Source organism: Candidatus Methylacidiphilales bacterium, from assembly GCA_030054035.1.
In the GTDB taxonomy this organism is placed as follows: Bacteria; Pseudomonadota; Gammaproteobacteria; order JASGCS01; family JASGCS01; genus JASGCS01.
In genome coordinates, this window is sequence record JASGCS010000002.1 from 100180 (window position 1) to 116896 (window position 16717).

The 16717-nt window shown below is 38.6% G+C and carries 14 protein-coding genes; 5 read left to right on the forward strand and 9 right to left on the reverse strand.

Annotation, left to right across the window (positions count from 1 at the left end):
- Positions 1–13: 13 nt before the first annotated feature.
- From QM538_02790 to polA, 5 genes are all read right to left on the reverse strand, one after another.
- A complete protein-coding gene (locus QM538_02790) occupies positions 14–1420 on the reverse strand; it encodes a MotA/TolQ/ExbB proton channel family protein (protein MDI9347409.1) in 1407 nt (468 codons plus the stop codon).
- A gap of 3 nt (positions 1421–1423) precedes the next feature.
- Positions 1424–2191 carry a DUF3450 domain-containing protein gene (locus QM538_02795; protein ID MDI9347410.1) on the reverse strand — a complete coding sequence of 256 codons (768 nt, stop codon included), beginning with the start codon at positions 2189–2191 and terminating at the stop codon, positions 1424–1426.
- 28 nt (positions 2192–2219) lie between these two features.
- A complete protein-coding gene (locus tag QM538_02800; GenBank protein ID MDI9347411.1) occupies positions 2220–2867 on the reverse strand; it encodes a thiol:disulfide interchange protein DsbA/DsbL in 648 nt (215 codons plus the stop codon).
- Complete coding sequence (locus QM538_02805; GenBank protein MDI9347412.1) at positions 2868–3518, reverse strand: c-type cytochrome; 651 nt, start codon at positions 3516–3518, stop codon at positions 2868–2870. It lies immediately after the preceding gene.
- An 83-nt stretch (positions 3519–3601) separates the two neighbouring features.
- Positions 3602–6385 (reverse strand): DNA polymerase I, encoded by a 2784-nt coding sequence (polA, locus tag QM538_02810; protein MDI9347413.1) that lies wholly within the window; start codon positions 6383–6385, stop codon positions 3602–3604.
- 75 nt (positions 6386–6460) lie between these two features.
- On the opposite strand from polA, the gene QM538_02815 reads away from it, so the two are divergent.
- Complete coding sequence (locus QM538_02815; protein ID MDI9347414.1) at positions 6461–7402, forward strand: homoserine kinase; 942 nt, start codon at positions 6461–6463, stop codon at positions 7400–7402.
- A 3-nt stretch (positions 7403–7405) separates the two neighbouring features.
- Positions 7406–7867, forward strand: coding sequence for a hypothetical protein (locus tag QM538_02820; protein MDI9347415.1), 462 nt, complete (start codon positions 7406–7408; stop codon positions 7865–7867).
- Here QM538_02820 and QM538_02825 read toward each other — a convergent pair.
- From QM538_02825 to QM538_02835, 3 genes are read right to left on the reverse strand one after another with little or no spacing between them, the layout of a single operon-like run.
- Positions 7818–11183: a TM0106 family RecB-like putative nuclease gene (locus QM538_02825; protein MDI9347416.1), complete on the reverse strand. Its 3366-nt coding sequence runs from the start codon at positions 11181–11183 to the stop codon at positions 7818–7820. The genes QM538_02820 and QM538_02825 overlap by 50 nt on opposite strands.
- Before the next feature lie 7 nt (positions 11184–11190).
- Positions 11191–12684 carry an argininosuccinate lyase gene (gene argH / locus QM538_02830; GenBank protein ID MDI9347417.1) on the reverse strand — a complete coding sequence of 498 codons (1494 nt, stop codon included), beginning with the start codon at positions 12682–12684 and terminating at the stop codon, positions 11191–11193.
- Positions 12632–13417 carry a dienelactone hydrolase family protein gene (locus QM538_02835; protein MDI9347418.1) on the reverse strand — a complete coding sequence of 262 codons (786 nt, stop codon included), beginning with the start codon at positions 13415–13417 and terminating at the stop codon, positions 12632–12634. Before QM538_02835 ends, argH begins: the two co-directional genes overlap by 53 nt.
- Before the next feature lie 36 nt (positions 13418–13453).
- Here QM538_02835 and QM538_02840 point away from each other — a divergent pair, with 36 nt between their 5' ends.
- From QM538_02840 to QM538_02850, 3 genes are read left to right on the forward strand one after another with little or no spacing between them, the layout of a single operon-like run.
- Complete coding sequence (locus QM538_02840; GenBank protein MDI9347419.1) at positions 13454–14221, forward strand: LytTR family DNA-binding domain-containing protein; 768 nt, start codon at positions 13454–13456, stop codon at positions 14219–14221.
- Positions 14193–15137, forward strand: coding sequence for a hydroxymethylbilane synthase (gene hemC, locus QM538_02845; protein ID MDI9347420.1), 945 nt, complete (start codon positions 14193–14195; stop codon positions 15135–15137). The genes QM538_02840 and hemC overlap by 29 nt, the downstream gene beginning before the upstream one ends.
- Complete coding sequence (locus tag QM538_02850; GenBank protein ID MDI9347421.1) at positions 15130–15888, forward strand: uroporphyrinogen-III synthase; 759 nt, start codon at positions 15130–15132, stop codon at positions 15886–15888. The genes hemC and QM538_02850 overlap by 8 nt, the downstream gene beginning before the upstream one ends.
- On the opposite strand, the gene QM538_02855 is transcribed toward QM538_02850, so the two are convergent.
- Positions 15874–16680, reverse strand: a complete 807-nt coding sequence (locus QM538_02855) for a M23 family metallopeptidase (GenBank protein ID MDI9347422.1) — start codon at positions 16678–16680, stop codon at positions 15874–15876. The two genes, QM538_02850 and QM538_02855, sit on opposite strands and share 15 nt — an antisense overlap.
- Positions 16681–16717 lie beyond the last annotated feature (37 nt).

A 16717-nucleotide genomic window follows, 5' to 3' on the forward strand; every position in this document is an offset into this window, starting at 1 on the left:
CAGTATCCTTTTCTTATGATTTTTCAGCTTGTCTGGCGATAATTCCTGCTGTTTGTTCTTCTAATATTTGTGATATCATTCCAACACGATTGGTAAGATAGGCACTCATAAACATGCCTGGAATTGCGGTAGCAAGTCCTTGAATTGTATTTACCAACGCTTGAGAAATACCAGTTGCCATTAGTTTAGGATCCCCACTACCATAAAGTGTTATGGCTTGGAAGGTTAAAATCATACCCGCCACCGTACCTAACAATCCAGCTAGAGGTGCGACAACAGTTGAGAGTTTAATATAACCCATACCTTTTTGTAGTCCAGGTATTTCTTTAACTAAAATCTCATCAAGTTTCAGTTCTAAACTTTCCGGATCTAATGATTTATTTTCTTTATAGACCATAAGCATTCTGCCTAAAGGATTATCATTTCTTGGTGTATCAACAGATTTTAGCTGTGATTGAATGGATCGATAAATATCGTTAAGAACACGAGCTCGAACAATAGTTATTATGATTGCAATCACTAGTAAAGACATTATGAAATACCCAACAGTGCCACCCATTTTAATTTGATCGATAAATGAAGGAGTTTCCATCAGCGCTGCAATTAGCTGCCCTCGTGTTGGATCAATAGAAATTGGTTGAATTTCCTCATTTGAGTCTTCAGCAACATCTTCAGCGTAGTCAAGTTTAGCTTCGCCAGGTTGTCGGTTTAACATTGCTATTTTGCCATTTTCGCTAATATAACGCAAATACTCTCCATCGCCAACCAGATTAAATAGCCCAACTCGCATTACTTCGAGCTCTTCTTCACTTCCATTAACTTGAACAACTTTAGATTTAAAGGTTACAATCTTTCCTGATTCAGTCATTTCACGATGTAACTCAAACCATAGTTTTTCAACGTCCTCAATTGAAGGTAATCTATTACCCTTAGAAATTCTGCTGTTGAATTCACGCAAAAATACAGTTCGTTCGCCAAATTGTACTTGTGTTATTGAATTTTGAAACTGCCCTTGTGCGTCACCCGATACTTGAACAAATACCCCAAATAATTCTTTGAGAGAACCAAGTCTTTGATTTAGATTTTTTAATAAATCGGTAAGTTCGGCTTTATTTTTATTAAAGACACCTTCTAGCTGCTTAGATTTTGATTCAAGTTGATTTCTTTGCTGTTCAGCTTGTCTGAGAAGATTGGCTTGATTTTGCTTATCTTTCGAAAAAGAATCAACTAACTTATCAATTTCATTCCGGTCACTTACAATACCTGATGCGACTTGTTTTAACAACTCATCAGCACTAAGAAGTTGGGCTGGAGCTGTTTTATTTTCCAAACCTTTTTCTTCTGCGAAACAGGTAGAAACAACGGCGTTGAATAAAACTAATGTGAAAACCGAATTAAATAAAATGGTAAATTTTTTCATGACTTAGCCTCCTACTTTGTCATTAATTTTCTGAACTGGAACAACGATAAACTCTGGTGATTTTTGCTTCCTTGCTACTTTCATAGCGTCATGAATAGCATTTTTATAAGTAAAAGCAGATACCTCTTCCCACTTACCAGTTTTTTTGTTCCATGAGGCAGTCAAACCCTTGTCATCAGTTTGAAACGCTAGGGAAATTCTCCCTACCCGAAGAACATTTACTTCAAGTTCCTTACCGTCATATTGAACTTTATCACGATACGTTGAAACCGTTCTTCCGTATTCAATTTCACTCATATACACTTCAGCAACTTTTCTAAATTTTTCATTAATCTCAACATCACCACGATCCATAAGTGTTCGTAATTCTTTAATTCTATCAATTCTAAAAGCATGATCAAACGGCATATCAATAGGCACAAACGACTCTAGACTTGAAATCATTTTAAACATGGTTGGAACAATTTGTCGTTCAATTAATCCGCTCTTCTCAAGTGAATCTCTAATTTCTTTTTTCTCAACTGATTGTTGTATGATTTGTTTTTCTAACTGATTGTTGTAGACTCGCAGGTCTTCATTAATCTTAAGAACGGATTTATATTGTGAAAGTAACTTATCAGTATCTTTTGCAATGGCATCAATTTTTTGTTGGCCACTAATTGCCTGATTGTTTCTCTCAACCCCTTTATCCACCACTGTATCAATAGTATTCTCCGCACCAACGATCATACTAAATCCAAACAGCACTACTGTTATAATTTTTATTTTCATAAGTATTACGCTCCTCCAATATATTACACTATTTTTTAACTGATTTTTTATTCTTACCTATTTCTAACAATAGCAACTCTCTTACTGTTTCAGCAATAGCGCTTATTTTAGTAGTATCTAGGTTCTTAAGTTTATAACGACCAGCAATGAAAAGTGCTGGGACCCCTTTAATTTCATAATGAACTGCCAGAGACCGAGCTCGTGAGACGCTGGTCTTGACTCCAAAAGAATTGCTCATAGCCTCAAACTCTTCGATAGGCACTTTGTATTTTGCATTAATAAATTTTGCATACCCTTGTAAGTTTGTACCAAGACTTGCGCGAAGATCACCACTACGATGAATGCCGTGAAATATTGCAGAGTGTACTGTATCAATCAATTTCAAATTAACTAATGAATAATACAAGTTAGCTTCAACCATCCAACGATCATTTATCGCCGCGGGCACTCTAACAAAGGAAGCGCCTTTTGGTAATTGTTTAACTATTTCATCTATGACAGGTTCTGAGGAAAAACAATGAGGGCAACCATACCAAAAAAACTCAACAACTTCTACAGAGCTACCATCGCCAATTGGATTAAATACCTTGGTGGTAGGCTCATACAATGTTGGGTCAATCCCAGCATGTAATACATTTGCAAACATTAAAAAGCTAACTAAAATGGATTTTTTCATTTATTTTCCTATTAACTGTTCCTTAGTGACAGATTTTAAACCTTGAATATAATACGCCACAGCTTCTATTTCTGTTTGTGTCATTCGAAGAACATTTGAACGCATCTCACCATTAGTATCATTAGCTCTCTGTTTGGTTTGAAAATTTTTAATTTGGTTGATAACATAAGTGCTGTCTTGACCAGCCAAAGCAGGATAACTAGAATCAGGCATTCCGGACCCACTGGGTCCATGGCAACCGCTACAAGCAGCCACGGCAATATGAGGAATGCCCCCCATATAAATAGATCTACCGAGTTCATACCTAGGATCAGTTGCAACAATAGGTTTAGCTACTCTCTTCATACTATTAAAATAAGCAGCCACATCGCTAAAATCTTCTTCCTTTAACGCCAAGATTAACCCATTCATAACGCTTGCTCTCAAAGTCGGTTGTTTTTTGAAATCTTTCATCTGTTTGATTAAATATTTTTCGCCAAGTCCGGCTAGATGTGGAGTGCCAGGTACTATGCTTACCCCTGACAAACCATGACAGGCTCCACTTGAACAAGTGGCTACAGCGGCTTTTTTGCCACCCGCTACAATATCACCATCTGCTATCGCAGATAGGACTGGAAAAAACAATATTACAATTAATTTATAAATATTCATTTAATAATAATTTTATCATAGAAATATCTAGTAAAAATACCTATTCGCATAAGAAACTTTCTTGCTACTACCTATAACTTAATTTAATGCGCATCGTTCCAGTTGGCAGCGCTATGGATAGATACTTCTAATGGTACATCAAGTTGTATCGCGTTCTTCATATGCATACTCACCTCCTCTAACGCTTGGGATATATATTCATTATTAACTTCTAGCACGAGTTCGTCATGCACTTGCATAATGATATGAGCTTGTTTATTTAGTATTATTGGCGCTTTAGCTAAAGAAAGCATTGCAATTTTTAGTACTTCTGCGGCGCTACCTTGAACAGGTGCATTAATAGCAACGCGTTCATGATGAGAGCGTTCGCGATAATTTTTGCTGTTGATACTTGGTAATAATACCACTCTACCCATCATGGTTGTAACATACCCTTCTTTTTTCGCAAGCAATTTACATTGTTCCATGTACTGTCTCACTTTAGGAAATCTACCAAAATAAGTATCAATATATTGTGTAGCCTGATCCCGTTCTATACCAAGCCGTGATGCTAGGCCAAACGCTCCCATGCCATAAATAAGCCCAAAATTTATTGCCTTTGCAGATCTGCGTTGCTCGGGAGTTACTTGATCGAGTGGTGTGGCAAATATTTCACTTGCAGTAGTTTGATGGATATCTATATTTTGTTCAAAAGCCTTTACCATAGTCTCATCTTGAGATAGATGCGCCATAACTCGAAGCTCAATCTGTGAATAGTCCGCGGATATTAATGACCAGCCTGGTTGAGCAATAAACGCACTTCTGATTTTTGCTCCTTCGCTGGTACCAATTGGAATATTTTGTAAGTTAGGATTAGTTGAAGATAGCCTGCCAGTACTTGTGGCAGCTTGGTGGTATGAAGTATGTATTCTCCCAGTTATACTCGATACCAAGTTTGGTAGAGGTTCAGTGTAGGTGTTTAAAAGTTTTGCGTACATTCTATGTTGTAGCATGTGCTTAGCAATTGCAACTGAATGAGGTGGATTAGCAAGTAGATCTAAAACATACTCAGCAGTTGAAGGTGCCCCTTGTGGAGTTTTACCAAGTATCGGACACTTTAAGTTGTCATAAAGCAATTCAGCGACTTGTTTTGGTGAGGCGAGGTTTATTTTTTTCCCAGCAAGAGTCGCTATCGTTTCTTCCAGTTGCGATACCTCAGCTTTAAAATCCTTTGAAAGTTGGTTAAGGATACCAATATCAATCATTACTCCACGCGTTTCTATATCTGACAACAATGTTAGCAGCGGGAGTTCAATATCGCGATACAGCCGTTCTGAGTGATGCGTGTGTATTGTTTTTGTAAAGTGGCGGTTAAGTCTGAGAGAATAATCAGCATCGGCGATAGCATATCCAGCCGCTGGAACTATTGGAACAAGTGAAAAATTTTCTTTGGCGTCATAGGTTTTAGTCAGTGTTTCAAAATCAAGCATAGGTAGATTAAGGTGAGCTCTGCTTAACGCATCTAAACTGTTACCATTGTTTTGTGATAGGGTAATATGCGCTTGAAGCAAACTATCATCAACTATCCCTCTAAGGGAAATACCGCTCGCAAGTAAAACATTTCTATCATATTTAAGATTATGTCCACATTTTCTATATAGGTCTGATTCTAACCAAGGTTTTAAAAGAGCCAATGCTTGGCTCATGTCACACTGGTCGGCGATGAGTGTTCCAGATACATCACGATGCAACAAGGGCACATAGTAACCTGCACCTTCTTGAAAAGAAAAAGACATGCCAACAATCTTCGCTTCAACAAATTGCAGAGAAGTCGTCTCACAATCAACCGCGACGAGGCTTTCTCTTTGCATATTCTCAATTAATATTTTTAGTCTATCAATAGAGGAAATTACGGTATAGCCGTCAGGTAGAGATGGGGCAGTCGGGATGGTTCCTTTCGGTACATCTTGTTCCTGGTTAAAAAGTGGCAAATGGATTAGATTTTTTCTATTTCGCATATCATGCACATCTCGAAGTCTAGAGTGATGAGAGGCAAGTTCATAGGTGCGATAAATTTTTTCCACTTCTTTATAGTCTGGACCAGCCCAGTACAAGTTTGACAACACCGCTACATGCTCAGAAAGCGGTATGTCTTGTCTAATTGTAATTAAGGTACGATTGAGTAGCAATTGCTCTCGCATTGCAATTACCTGCAGAGAAATTTTATTAGGAATCTCGTGAATACGTTGCAAAATGGTGTCAAGTGAACCAAAGAGCGATAACCATTTACTAGCAGTTTTTGGGCCGACTCCTGGCACCCCGGGGATATTATCAGCCGAATCTCCAAGCAAACTTAGGTAATCAACCATTTGATTGGGTAAAACGCCAAATCGCTTTTTCACTTTATCAACATCCATTTCTGTATCATCCTGTAGATTACAAAGATACACCGATTCATTAATAAGCTGGGTAAAATCTTTATCAATTGAAGCAATACGAACTTGATATTTTTCTTCTAGTGCACGTTTGGTTAAAGTACCAATAACATCGTCAGCTTCGACACCCGCTATTTTTTCTAGATGGAATCCAAACGCACGCACTAAGTCATAAATCACAGTAAGTTGCAATTCCAATGCTTCAGGCATAGGGGGACGATTTGCTTTATAAGTAGGAAATAGATCATGTCTAAATTTTTTGCCTGGTGGGTCAAATACAAAAACCACCGAAACATGCTCACTTCTCGTTAATTGCATAGCCAACTTAAGCAGTAATGACGAAAAACCATAAATTGCATTGGTGGCAAAGCCTCGTACGCTCATATTACTAATCGCATACCAAGATCGATATACATATGAATGCCCATCAACTAAAATTATCTGTTTTGTCATAGAACTGGATCAGCTTTGTGTAGCTATAGATATAGTAGCACATTGTATAATAACTGTTTAGGATTATGGTAAAGCATGTCAGTTTACACAACGATAGATAATGATACTGTTCAAAAATTACTACTAGATTATAGTCTAGGTTCTTTAGTAGATATACGAGGCATAACTGGCGGAATAGAAAATTCTAATTATTTTCTCATCACCTCTACACATAGGTGCGTATTAACGATTATTGAGCAGTTTCCACTTTCTGAATGTGATTGGTTTATTAAACTAAATAATCATTTGCAAGAACATAAATTTCTTGCACCAAAATACTACCACAATAATAAAAACCAGGCGATTAGTTCGTATCATGGAAAAGCTTTGGTGATTAGCGAACGCATCAGTGGGGCCTCAATCGATCATCCTGAACTTATGCATATTATGCAAGTAGCCATTGCTCTTGCTAAATTTCACAACGCAACGCAATCATTTTTGCTTACAAGACAAGATAGCCGCTCTACCGTATGGCGAGAGCAGTGTATTGCAAAACTTCATGTTGTAATTCCTAAATCTGAATTTAAATTGATACAAGAAGAACATACGTACCAAGCTACTAAACAAACACAGCTGCCACAGGGAATCATACATTCAGATCTATTTAAAGACAATGTTTTGTTTCATGAAAATAAATTAAATGGAATTATTGACTACTACTACGCTTGTCATGCTTCTTTGATTTATGATCTAGCAGTTGCAATCAATGATTGGTGTGTGGTTGAAAACCAATATAAAACCCACCTCGTACAGATTTTTATCTCAAGCTATGAACAACATAGAAAACTTCAAAACAGTGAATTTAATTCGCTTCCAGATATGTTGCGCTTAGCCGCTTTGCGTTTTTGGATTTCAAGATTAATGGATTTCAACTTCCCAAAACCAGGCCTGCTCCTACAGAACCACGATCCAGATCAAATGAAAGCAATTTTACTTCAGGCAAGATTACAAACATTATCAACCTTAGGATTAGTATAATCCATGCTCGTTATAATTCATCTTATCTGCGCATTAATAGCATTACTTTGTTTATTGCTTTTTTTAGGCAGTAGTGTAATCGCTGAATTATTTTTATCTCATGAACAACTCATAACAGTAAAATTCGCTATAGTCAATCCTGGATTATTCATCTTAATTCCTGCGATGATGGGAATTGGTATCTCTGGATATTTCTTGTCAAAAAAAAACACCAGTGCTATTGTGGTGCGAAAAATTTCGCGAATGCGCACTATGGTATTATTGGCTTTTGTAATACTCATTCCTTCAGCTTTGGTAGTGCGCTATCTAGTTGGCACATACCAAAATACTATTGAATTATATTTTTTCCAAACACTTGAGCTAGTGGTAGGTGGAGTCAATATTTATTTGCTTTTACGTAATATGTTTGACGGATTTATTTTAACTGGCCGGCGGCGTAATCATCAACTTCACAAAGAAAATTAACCAACGCTAGATCTTCGACGGTATTTCCAACCGTGTAGAGTAGCTGTTTGCTACATACTACGATGGATAAACATTTAGCTCTACTTAAAGCAACATTAATGCGATTACGGCTATACAAAAACTCAAGATCACGTGTAAGGTATTCAGCGCTTGAAGTGGCTAGTGAAATAATTGAAACCAGGGCTTCTTGGCCTTGAAATTTATCTATCGTGCCAATTCTTTCACGCGGTAAAAAACCAGCGAGACCGGCTTTTAAGGCAGCCACTTGTAGATTATAAGGAGTCACCACAAGAATATCTTGAGCGGTAATAGGCTTTTTTTCACCGTTATCAATATAGTTGTGTTGTAGCAACAAGCCGCAGATATGTTTGACTGCTTCAACTTCTTCAATACTCATTGCTGAACATTTCTGATGCTCAACATATCTAGTAGTTATTCCGTAGGGTTTAATTTCTGTTACAGAATTAGATTGTAAATAACGAAAGCTAGTAGAAGTATCACTAGACAACCGTCCTTCGTAGATAGAATCTGAAATAAACTTACAAAGCTCAGGGTGCATTCTATAGGTATTACTTAAAAATACCCCGTGAGTTGGTGGAATAGTATTATTATCTTCAAGGAGATAGCTCAACACTGAATCTGCAGTATGAGGCGGGTGAGAGCCTTTGCAGGGTTGGGAGAGTTGCATTTGATCTCCGAGAATTACTACTTGATTTGCAATGAGCGAAAGCACAATAGCATTAGCTATAGACATTTGCCCAGCCTCATCAATGAACAAATAATCAAATTGCAAATCAAAATTACTATCACTAAACGCCCAGACCGTGCCAGCGACTAACTGAATAGACGAATCTAACCCTGAACTACTTGGACGGGTTTCAAAATAATCGCTTTGAAACTCATCAAGGTTTTTAGATTCAATTTTAACACCAGCCACTTGCATTGAATGTTCTTGCAAGAGTTTTTCAACTGATTTAAATAAATTATTTATTGCTTTATGACTAAAGGCGCTGATCGCAACGCGTTTTTTTTTCGCAAGTAAGTCCACAATCAGCCTTGCGCCAGTATAAGTTTTGCCAGTACCGGGCGGACCTTGGATGACTAGATAACTATTGGTTAGGGAGTTTACTAATGTAGTAATTTCAGTTACAGTAGGTTTTTCAGAAACTAACCTTCCATCTGGATACCTGGGAGTTACTTTAGGTATGGCCCGAGCAAGCATATCATAGGTAGCATGATACTTTGTCGCAGGCGCATTACAATGATGATCGACAAACTCTACCAGCCTTTTAGATAATTTTTTATGACTGACAGGAGTACCTTTGCCTAGATCAAATTGTTCAGGGACCTCTCTGGTCGAACCTACGGTGAACTCAACAGTTTTTGTTTCAAGATCAAAAAATAAATTGGTGACACTAATTGGCCTTTGCTCAGGTTGAGTTGGGAAAATAACCAGAGAATCATTGGCATGAAGGGTACATTCTTGACTCGGAAAGGAACATGAATATCGTAATGATCTTTTCACTGGGGTTGTCTTTTTAATCTTCACGCCAGCGAGACATTCTGCGTCAGCAAAACGATCTTGACTTGACATAGAAATCCGTTCAAAGTAACTCCACCAATCAGCTTTTTCTTCACGACGATAAAAATCAAGTAGATTGGCAAGAAACTCATTAAGTTTATTTCCTCTTTCAGGTAGCTCTCTAAGTCTTGCCATCAACCAAGCAAGCTCCTCTTCCCAAGCGATGATCTTTGGTTTTTCTTGATCAGAAGACTCCGGAATTGATTGACGAAATGGTATGGTTTCAGGTTTTAGTGAGAGTAGCCATTGGTGCGCCTTATAGGTAGAAATGACATCTCTTTCATTGTAAGCTCTGATCTGTTCTAACAGAGTAATATCAGCGCTCTCTCTATACTGGTCATAGATTTCTACACTTTCTAGTCCACCGGTGATTTGTTCTTCTCGCTTACCCATATAAAAGTGCTCAATCAACTTTAAAGAATAGCCTGCTTCTGAAGTACGAATTGATTCTCGCAAAACTTGATAAAGATCAATTAGTTTTCCTTTGCGTAGCCAATCATCAATAACAGACTCTGCCATTGCGTAGGTCCCCATACATCGTTTTAGTGCGGTTATTTCATATGGTGCATAGTGGTAAAGGTGAGCGTTTGGGTTTTCATCAAAGACGCTTTGGATAGTAGCAACTATTTCTTTAAACGCTTGCTGTTCTTGTTCTTTATCGTGGGCAAACCAATGTTGGTAGACCATTTGACCATGTTCGCGTTTATATAATCCCCAAAGGTAATCGAGCCGTTCAAATGGAAATCCTTCTAGATCAAGGTAAAGATCACAAGCATCAGGAGAAGGTAAGCGCTGAAATCCTGAGACGCTTTGGTTGAGCGCATGTTCTTCCATACTAATGAGCTCAACAGTATGTGTGCCAGTTTTTTGAAATACGTTTTGTAATCTTGCTTGCTCTTTGAGACGGTGTAATGTCGAAGGATCAATTCCAATTCGGTTGGTAACTTCGCAATCGGCAAGATCTTGCAAAGTAGTAATTTCATATTCTTTTAGTTTTTTAATTTGACTTACCCGTATGCCTGCCACCAAACCGACATGTTGATCCGTTTGCCAACGAGATTGGCAATACGCTTGGTATTGACAGGTTTGACATTTGGCACAAGCATATGGATAAGTTTGGGCGACAACGCAGCTGAGCTCTTCCATGTGATCGGTAAGATGTCTAACCAATGATGCAAAATCTCTGGTTGGATATGCGATCTCTTTACCATCTCCAAATACAACCCCAACTCGCTCTACTGGCTGTTGCTGGGTCTCGCTTACCAAAGAAGCATAAAAAAGCAGTTGCAGGATATATTGGGCTTTTTCTTTTTTTGAAAACTTAGTATCCCACACTTCGTATTGGTAGGGCCCGAACTTAGAGTTGCCCGGTATGCGTTTAAGAAAATCCACAATACCATGTTTATTACCAATCTGAAACTCTGCTTGATAAATAATACCGATACCTTTGTGCATGGCATCAATAGTTTTCTCAACCTTTGTCTCAATATTAGTTGCTAGTGTAGTAATATCAAGATAACTCTCGCCACTAGTTTGCATGGAAGCGTAATATTTTTTTTCATGTAGTAGACCTTTTTTAATCACTAACGAAGATTGATGATTAGAGGATGGAAGCACTGGAGCACTAGCCTCACGACGAGCATTAAGAATTTTATACTCAAACAAAGTAGGGCATGAGGTAGCGTCAACTAAATCAGAGGCACTGAAAATCAGTTTACCTTTGCGCAGTCTCATACGAGTGTTACTTTGCTTTTACTATCTGGGATAGTCTTTTTTTTGCTCGTATGATGGCTTCTTTTACCCGAACTGGCGCGGTGCCACCATAACTAATTCTTGCGTTGAGAGAGCCATGCAGAGATATTCTAGAATATATATCTTGCTGAAAAAGCTCGCTATTAGCTTTATAGATTTCGAGAGGCAACTCGGTTAAGGTGCATTTTTTAAATTCACATTCGCGAACAAGTTGCGCTGCGATTTGATACGCACTTCTAAAAGGTAAGCCTTTTGTAACAAGATAGTCAGCAACATCAGTGGCATTAAGAAACCCTTGTTCACAGGCATGTAGCATGCGTTCACGATTAAATAAAAGTAATCGCACCATCGGTGTACAAACTGATAACGATGAATTCCAGATCTCAAATGCTTCAAATAGTGATTTTTTATCATGCTGGTTGTCGCGATTATAGGTTAGACTCTGCGCCTTCATAAGAGTAAATAACGCGACCCAATTTCCTGCCACCATGCCACTTTTACCTCGCACCAATTCTGCAATATCTGGATTTTTTTTCTGAGGCATCATTGATGAGCCAGTTGCAAAAGTTTCGCTTACTTCAAAAAATTTAAATGGGGTAGAGGAAAAAAGGATGATGTCTTCACAGATTCTAGAAAGATGCATCATACCCAATGCGGCCACTGAAACAGCTTCAATAACAAAATCACGATCGCTGACACCGTCAAGTGAGTTTTCAGAAATTTCTGAGAAAAATAATTGTTTAGCAGTCATTTTTCTATTGATGGGAAAACTTACACCCGCTAAAGCACCACTTCCTAACGGCATAACATTAACTCGCTTTCTGGTCTCTTGTAATCGCTCAAGATCTCTGATGCACATCTCAAACCAAGCTAAAAACAAATGCCCTAAGGTTACTGGTTGGGCAAATTGCAAATGGGTTAGTCCGGGCATTGGAGTAGAGGCTTCTAATCTAGCCTGATCTAGCAATGCCTTGGCAAATTCAATAAGTTCTGCTTTAGTAAAATCTAAACATTCTCTGAGCCAAAGTCTAGTTGCAGTAACGGTTTGATCATTTCTCGAGCGTGCAGTATGTAATCGTTCTCCGACCGGACCAACCAGCTGCGTTAATCTATGCTCAACTAGCATATGGACATCTTCGAATTCTGATTCCCAAACAAATTCCCCGTGAAGCATCTGAGTTTCAATTTGCTTTAACCCTTGTACCAGTTGCTTGCTATCTTTTAAAGTAATAATTTTACACGCCCCAAGCATAGTGGCGTGGGCAATAGAAGCGCGCACATCGTGTAAAGCAATAGTTTTGTCAATATCTAAGCTACTAGAAAAAGATAGAGCTCGACTATCTAAATCATTAGCAAATCTGCTTCGTAAGCTCGCCTTTGTAGTGCCGCTTAATAAAGCTTTTTTCATAGATAGTTTCTCAGTTTTATGGTTAGTTAAAAATTTGCGAAAACATGGCGTGCATAGCGACCCAAGATTGCTCATACACTTTAGCATTATATTTAATCCCAGGGATTTTTTTGCTATCAGCCTTGGGATTTGTAAACGCATGCTCGGCAGGATATAAGTTCAACTGCCAATCAAGTCCAGTAGCACCAAGCTCAGTAGTGAATTTTTCGATTCCGCCTTTGGGTACAAATGGATCCTGAGCACCCTGTAGTGCTAAAATCTTAGTCGTTATTCCTTTCAAGTCATCATCTGAGTCAGGTAAAGCTAAGGTACTATGGAACGCAACTGCAGCAACAATATCATGTCTGGCGTACACCATGTTAAGAGCAGTATTACCGCCTAAACAAAATCCAATAGCGGCAATTTGTTTTGGATCAACTATGGGCTGTTTTTTAAAAGCAACTAGGGAAGCTAATGCCCGAGCTCTCCAAGCAAACTTATTGCTGGTTAACTCACCCATTAATTTTCCTGCCTCCTCGGGATGATCGGCAGTCTTGGCGTCTCCATACAAATCAGCAACAAACGCGACATAGCCATCATTAGCAAGTCGCTTAGCTTTGTCTATGAGTTCTGGAGTTATTCCCCACCACTCATGGAGCACTAAAATCCCTGGTCGTTTTTTATCAACACTTTCGTTATAAACTAACGAGCCCTTAAAAGCCTTACCTTCATGTTCATAGGTAACTGTTTTAACCACCACTTCAGATAGCGCCATTTGACATACCCCCATATAAATAAATAACAGTAAAATAGATTTTATTGGATTCATACTGCCATTTTATCACAAGGTTAAAATATATTAATAATGCCACTACTATCAATACTTTTAGTTGAAGATGAGCCACTCTCAAGAAAAAGACTCAAATCCTTGTTGCTTGAATATGACCCAGAATTTATTATTGAACAAGCAAGTGATGGTATTCAAGCGCTAGCCTTATTGGAAAAAAATCAATATCAGCTTGTACTTTTAGATATTAAAATTCCTGGTATGGATGGAATTGCCCTAAGCGATCGTATTAAATTATTAAACAACCCACCAGCTATAATTTACACCACCGCCTATAGTAATTTTGCTTTGCGTGCCTTTACTTTTCCAGCCGTGGGTTATCTGCTTAAGCCCATCAACCCAAAACAACTCTCGGAAGTATTAAAAACTGTAACCCGCACCCACCGAGGCCAAGATCCCAACTATACTCAAAATGATTCTTTTATTATTGATTATGTTGATGGAAAAGGAGAAAAAGTAATTTTGCGTATGCCCATACATGAAGTATTTGCTTGTCATAGCGAAGATAAGCAATGCTGGATTATCACCAGTCAAACTTCGTACCCAACCAACTACACCCTCAAAGACATTGAAGAGCAATTCGCCAATGTTTTTCTACGGATTCATAGAAATTGTTTAGTTAATAAAAGCAAGATACGCTCATTAGAATCTAACGAATTTGGACACTTTGTTAATATTAAAGATCACCCATCAAAATTTGCCGTGAGCAGACAGCAATGGCATGAGGTAAAAGAATTCTTTACCCAATTACTCGCACATGAAAAAATCAATCACCATCGCAACTAGAGCAAGCCCTCTGGCATTGGCCCAAACCAAAGCTATTAGCGAAGCCTTGCTAGCGCACCATCCAGAACTACAAATCGAGATCCTTCCCATGGTAAGTGAAGGTGATAAGAATCTCAGTTTACAACTCAACGCTGGGGGTGGCAAAGGTCTTTTCACGAAGGAATTAGAGAATTCGCTCGCGTCTGGTCAGGCCGATCTAGCCGTGCATTCTATGAAAGATGTACCCATGTACACTAGAAAAGATTTTTTTGTTACCTCAGCACTAAAGCGAGAAGCATCATATGATGTCTTAGTTACTCCACTAGCAACAACTTCTCAAATCTTCTTTTCCGATTGTAAAATAGGTACCAGTAGTTTACGACGGCAAACCCAATTAAAAAAAAGTTTTCCTAACGCTACCGTAGTACCGATTCGTGGTAATCTTGGCACTCGGTTAGCCCAATTAGATAAAAAACAAGTAGACGCCATTACTCTCGCTCAAGCTGGCATAAATAGATTGTCCTTATCACTTTGCACCCATCCCCTTCCCTTAGAGAACCATATTCCCTCACCAGGTCAAGGCATCATAGCAATTGAAACTCGCCTTGATGACTCTTCTATTAAAGCACTTATCATCCCTCTGCAGGACCCTGATACCGTTAAAGCATATAATTATGAAGAGTATATTAATAAAAACCTAGAAGGTGACTGTCTTGCCCCTATTGGAATTTATGCAAGCATGATTAGCCCTGATTTATTTTCTTTGAGTACTTACATTGGAGATCTTGACAACCATGATTCTTTCACGCACACCTCAACGATTAGAACTAGTCAAGAATCAAATGACCTTGACTCACATCTCATTACCTTACACTCTTTAGGGGCAAAATCTTTGATTCAGAAAGCAAAAAATTTTTTAGCAAATTCTCATGTATAACGGAGGGATTTTTTTTACTCGCGCCGGGCATACCACTGATTTGAAATCAAAAACAAAGCGTAGGTTACTTTCATTAGGGATTCAAGCAATCAATCTGCCCTTGGTTGCCATTGTGCCAGACCTAGACGCGCTCTTATCAAATAGTAATAGAAAGGCACTCATCCAAGCAGATTGGATTATAGTTTTTTCTAGCAACGCCGCACAAATATTGTTCTCACAGTTTATTCCAAATTCACATTGTAAGATCGCCACCATAGGAGAGAGCACCGCTCGGGTTGTCAGGCAATTTCATATCCCAGTAACATTAGTCGCACCACCACCTAACTCAAGCGAAAGTCTCACCAGTGCACTTGTTGCAACTATTGGTATTTCCCAGTTAGCTCAATCTACTATCATTATTGCTACTGGGCATGAAGGACTCACCACCGCGAGTGATTTTTTTCAATCCTTGGACATTTTCCCCATCACGATTGAGCTTTATAGACGGGTACCTCAAGAAGCTTCCGATGAGCTTCGCAGTAAAGTCAGTGCTATGGTTTCCTCTCTTCAACCAAAAGCGATTTCATTTGTTTCGGTAACAAGCGCACGACAATGCTCTATTCAGTTTCCTAACTTGACTTTTCTTCCAGCTATATGTGTCAGCTCAAGAATTGGTGAGCAAGCACTTGCGTTTGGCTGGAAAAAGATTCTTCTCACTGATGGGGTTAGTGATGATGCAATTATAGATACCTTTTTATCACTTAAACAATAAAAGCGGGTCAACACTTACTTGGTTAAGGTACAATGAAATATGCACATGACTTCCAGTAACTCTTCCAGTCATACCCATAGTACCAAACAATTGCCCTTTTTTAATAATAGCATTTTCCTGCACTTCAATAGATTGCAAATGTCCATAAAGTGTATAAAGCGATTGACCATGTGCCAATATTACCGTATTCCCTGTGTAAAACATATCCCCAGCATACACCACAGTGCTATCTGCAGGAGCATACAACTGCGTGCCCTCCACATTAGCTATATCTAAACCTTTATGCGGACTACGCTCGACTCTATTGATCACTCGTCTAGTGCCATATTGCCCTGATTTTTTCCCTTCAGCAGGAAGTGATAACCGAATTGCAGGCATACCATCTTCCCATTTTGAAATAATTGAGAAGATAAGTTCTTGTTCTTTTTTTGCTCTAATTAAATCTTCATCAGTTGGATCTGCGAAGCGTTTATTTGTTATAGTTAAATAATCAATGCCATAGTTTTTTTCTATAACTTGAAATTTTATTGAAGATAGGGGCTGGTCCTCTGCATCAAAAAGTCTAAGCTCCTCAACTACAGGTTTGTTATTTAGAGGAACGCCAAGTATTGCAGTGCTTCCATTATTATCTGAAACAACGGTAACTCTCTTATCGTAATAGGTAGCTGTTCTGGCATTTTCAGGCAATGGAATAAAACCAACTTGCCCTTGCGCAATAGTTATTAGTTTTTCGCTTTCTCCAAGGCCTAACCCCCAAGACAATGCGCCACAAAGCACTACCCAGTATCTCATAAGTCTATTTTATGGCATAAAAGCCTCTCATAGCTAA

Bases quoted from the DNA above. Each gene is read 5' to 3' on its own strand.
- hemC (MDI9347420.1), top strand. From the start codon at position 14,193: ATGAAAAAATCAATCACCATCGCAACTAGAGCAAGCCCTCTGGCATTG.
- QM538_02840 (MDI9347419.1), top strand. From the start codon at position 13,454: ATGCCACTACTATCAATACTTTTAGTTGAAGATGAGCCACTCTCAAGA.
- argH (MDI9347417.1), bottom strand. From the start codon at position 12,684: ATGAGCAATCTTGGGTCGCTATGCACGCCATGTTTTCGCAAATTTTTA.
- QM538_02805 (MDI9347412.1), bottom strand. From the start codon at position 3,518: ATGAATATTTATAAATTAATTGTAATATTGTTTTTTCCAGTCCTATCT.
- QM538_02795 (MDI9347410.1), bottom strand. From the start codon at position 2,191: ATGAAAATAAAAATTATAACAGTAGTGCTGTTTGGATTTAGTATGATC.
- QM538_02835 (MDI9347418.1), bottom strand. From the start codon at position 13,417: ATGAATCCAATAAAATCTATTTTACTGTTATTTATTTATATGGGGGTA.
- QM538_02790 (MDI9347409.1), bottom strand. From the start codon at position 1,420: ATGAAAAAATTTACCATTTTATTTAATTCGGTTTTCACATTAGTTTTA.
- QM538_02855 (MDI9347422.1), bottom strand. From the start codon at position 16,680: ATGAGATACTGGGTAGTGCTTTGTGGCGCATTGTCTTGGGGGTTAGGC.
- QM538_02850 (MDI9347421.1), top strand. From the start codon at position 15,130: ATGTATAACGGAGGGATTTTTTTTACTCGCGCCGGGCATACCACTGAT.
- QM538_02815 (MDI9347414.1), top strand. From the start codon at position 6,461: ATGTCAGTTTACACAACGATAGATAATGATACTGTTCAAAAATTACTA.
- QM538_02825 (MDI9347416.1), bottom strand. From the start codon at position 11,183: ATGAGACTGCGCAAAGGTAAACTGATTTTCAGTGCCTCTGATTTAGTT.
- polA (MDI9347413.1), bottom strand. From the start codon at position 6,385: ATGACAAAACAGATAATTTTAGTTGATGGGCATTCATATGTATATCGA.
- QM538_02800 (MDI9347411.1), bottom strand. From the start codon at position 2,867: ATGAAAAAATCCATTTTAGTTAGCTTTTTAATGTTTGCAAATGTATTA.
- QM538_02820 (MDI9347415.1), top strand. From the start codon at position 7,406: ATGCTCGTTATAATTCATCTTATCTGCGCATTAATAGCATTACTTTGT.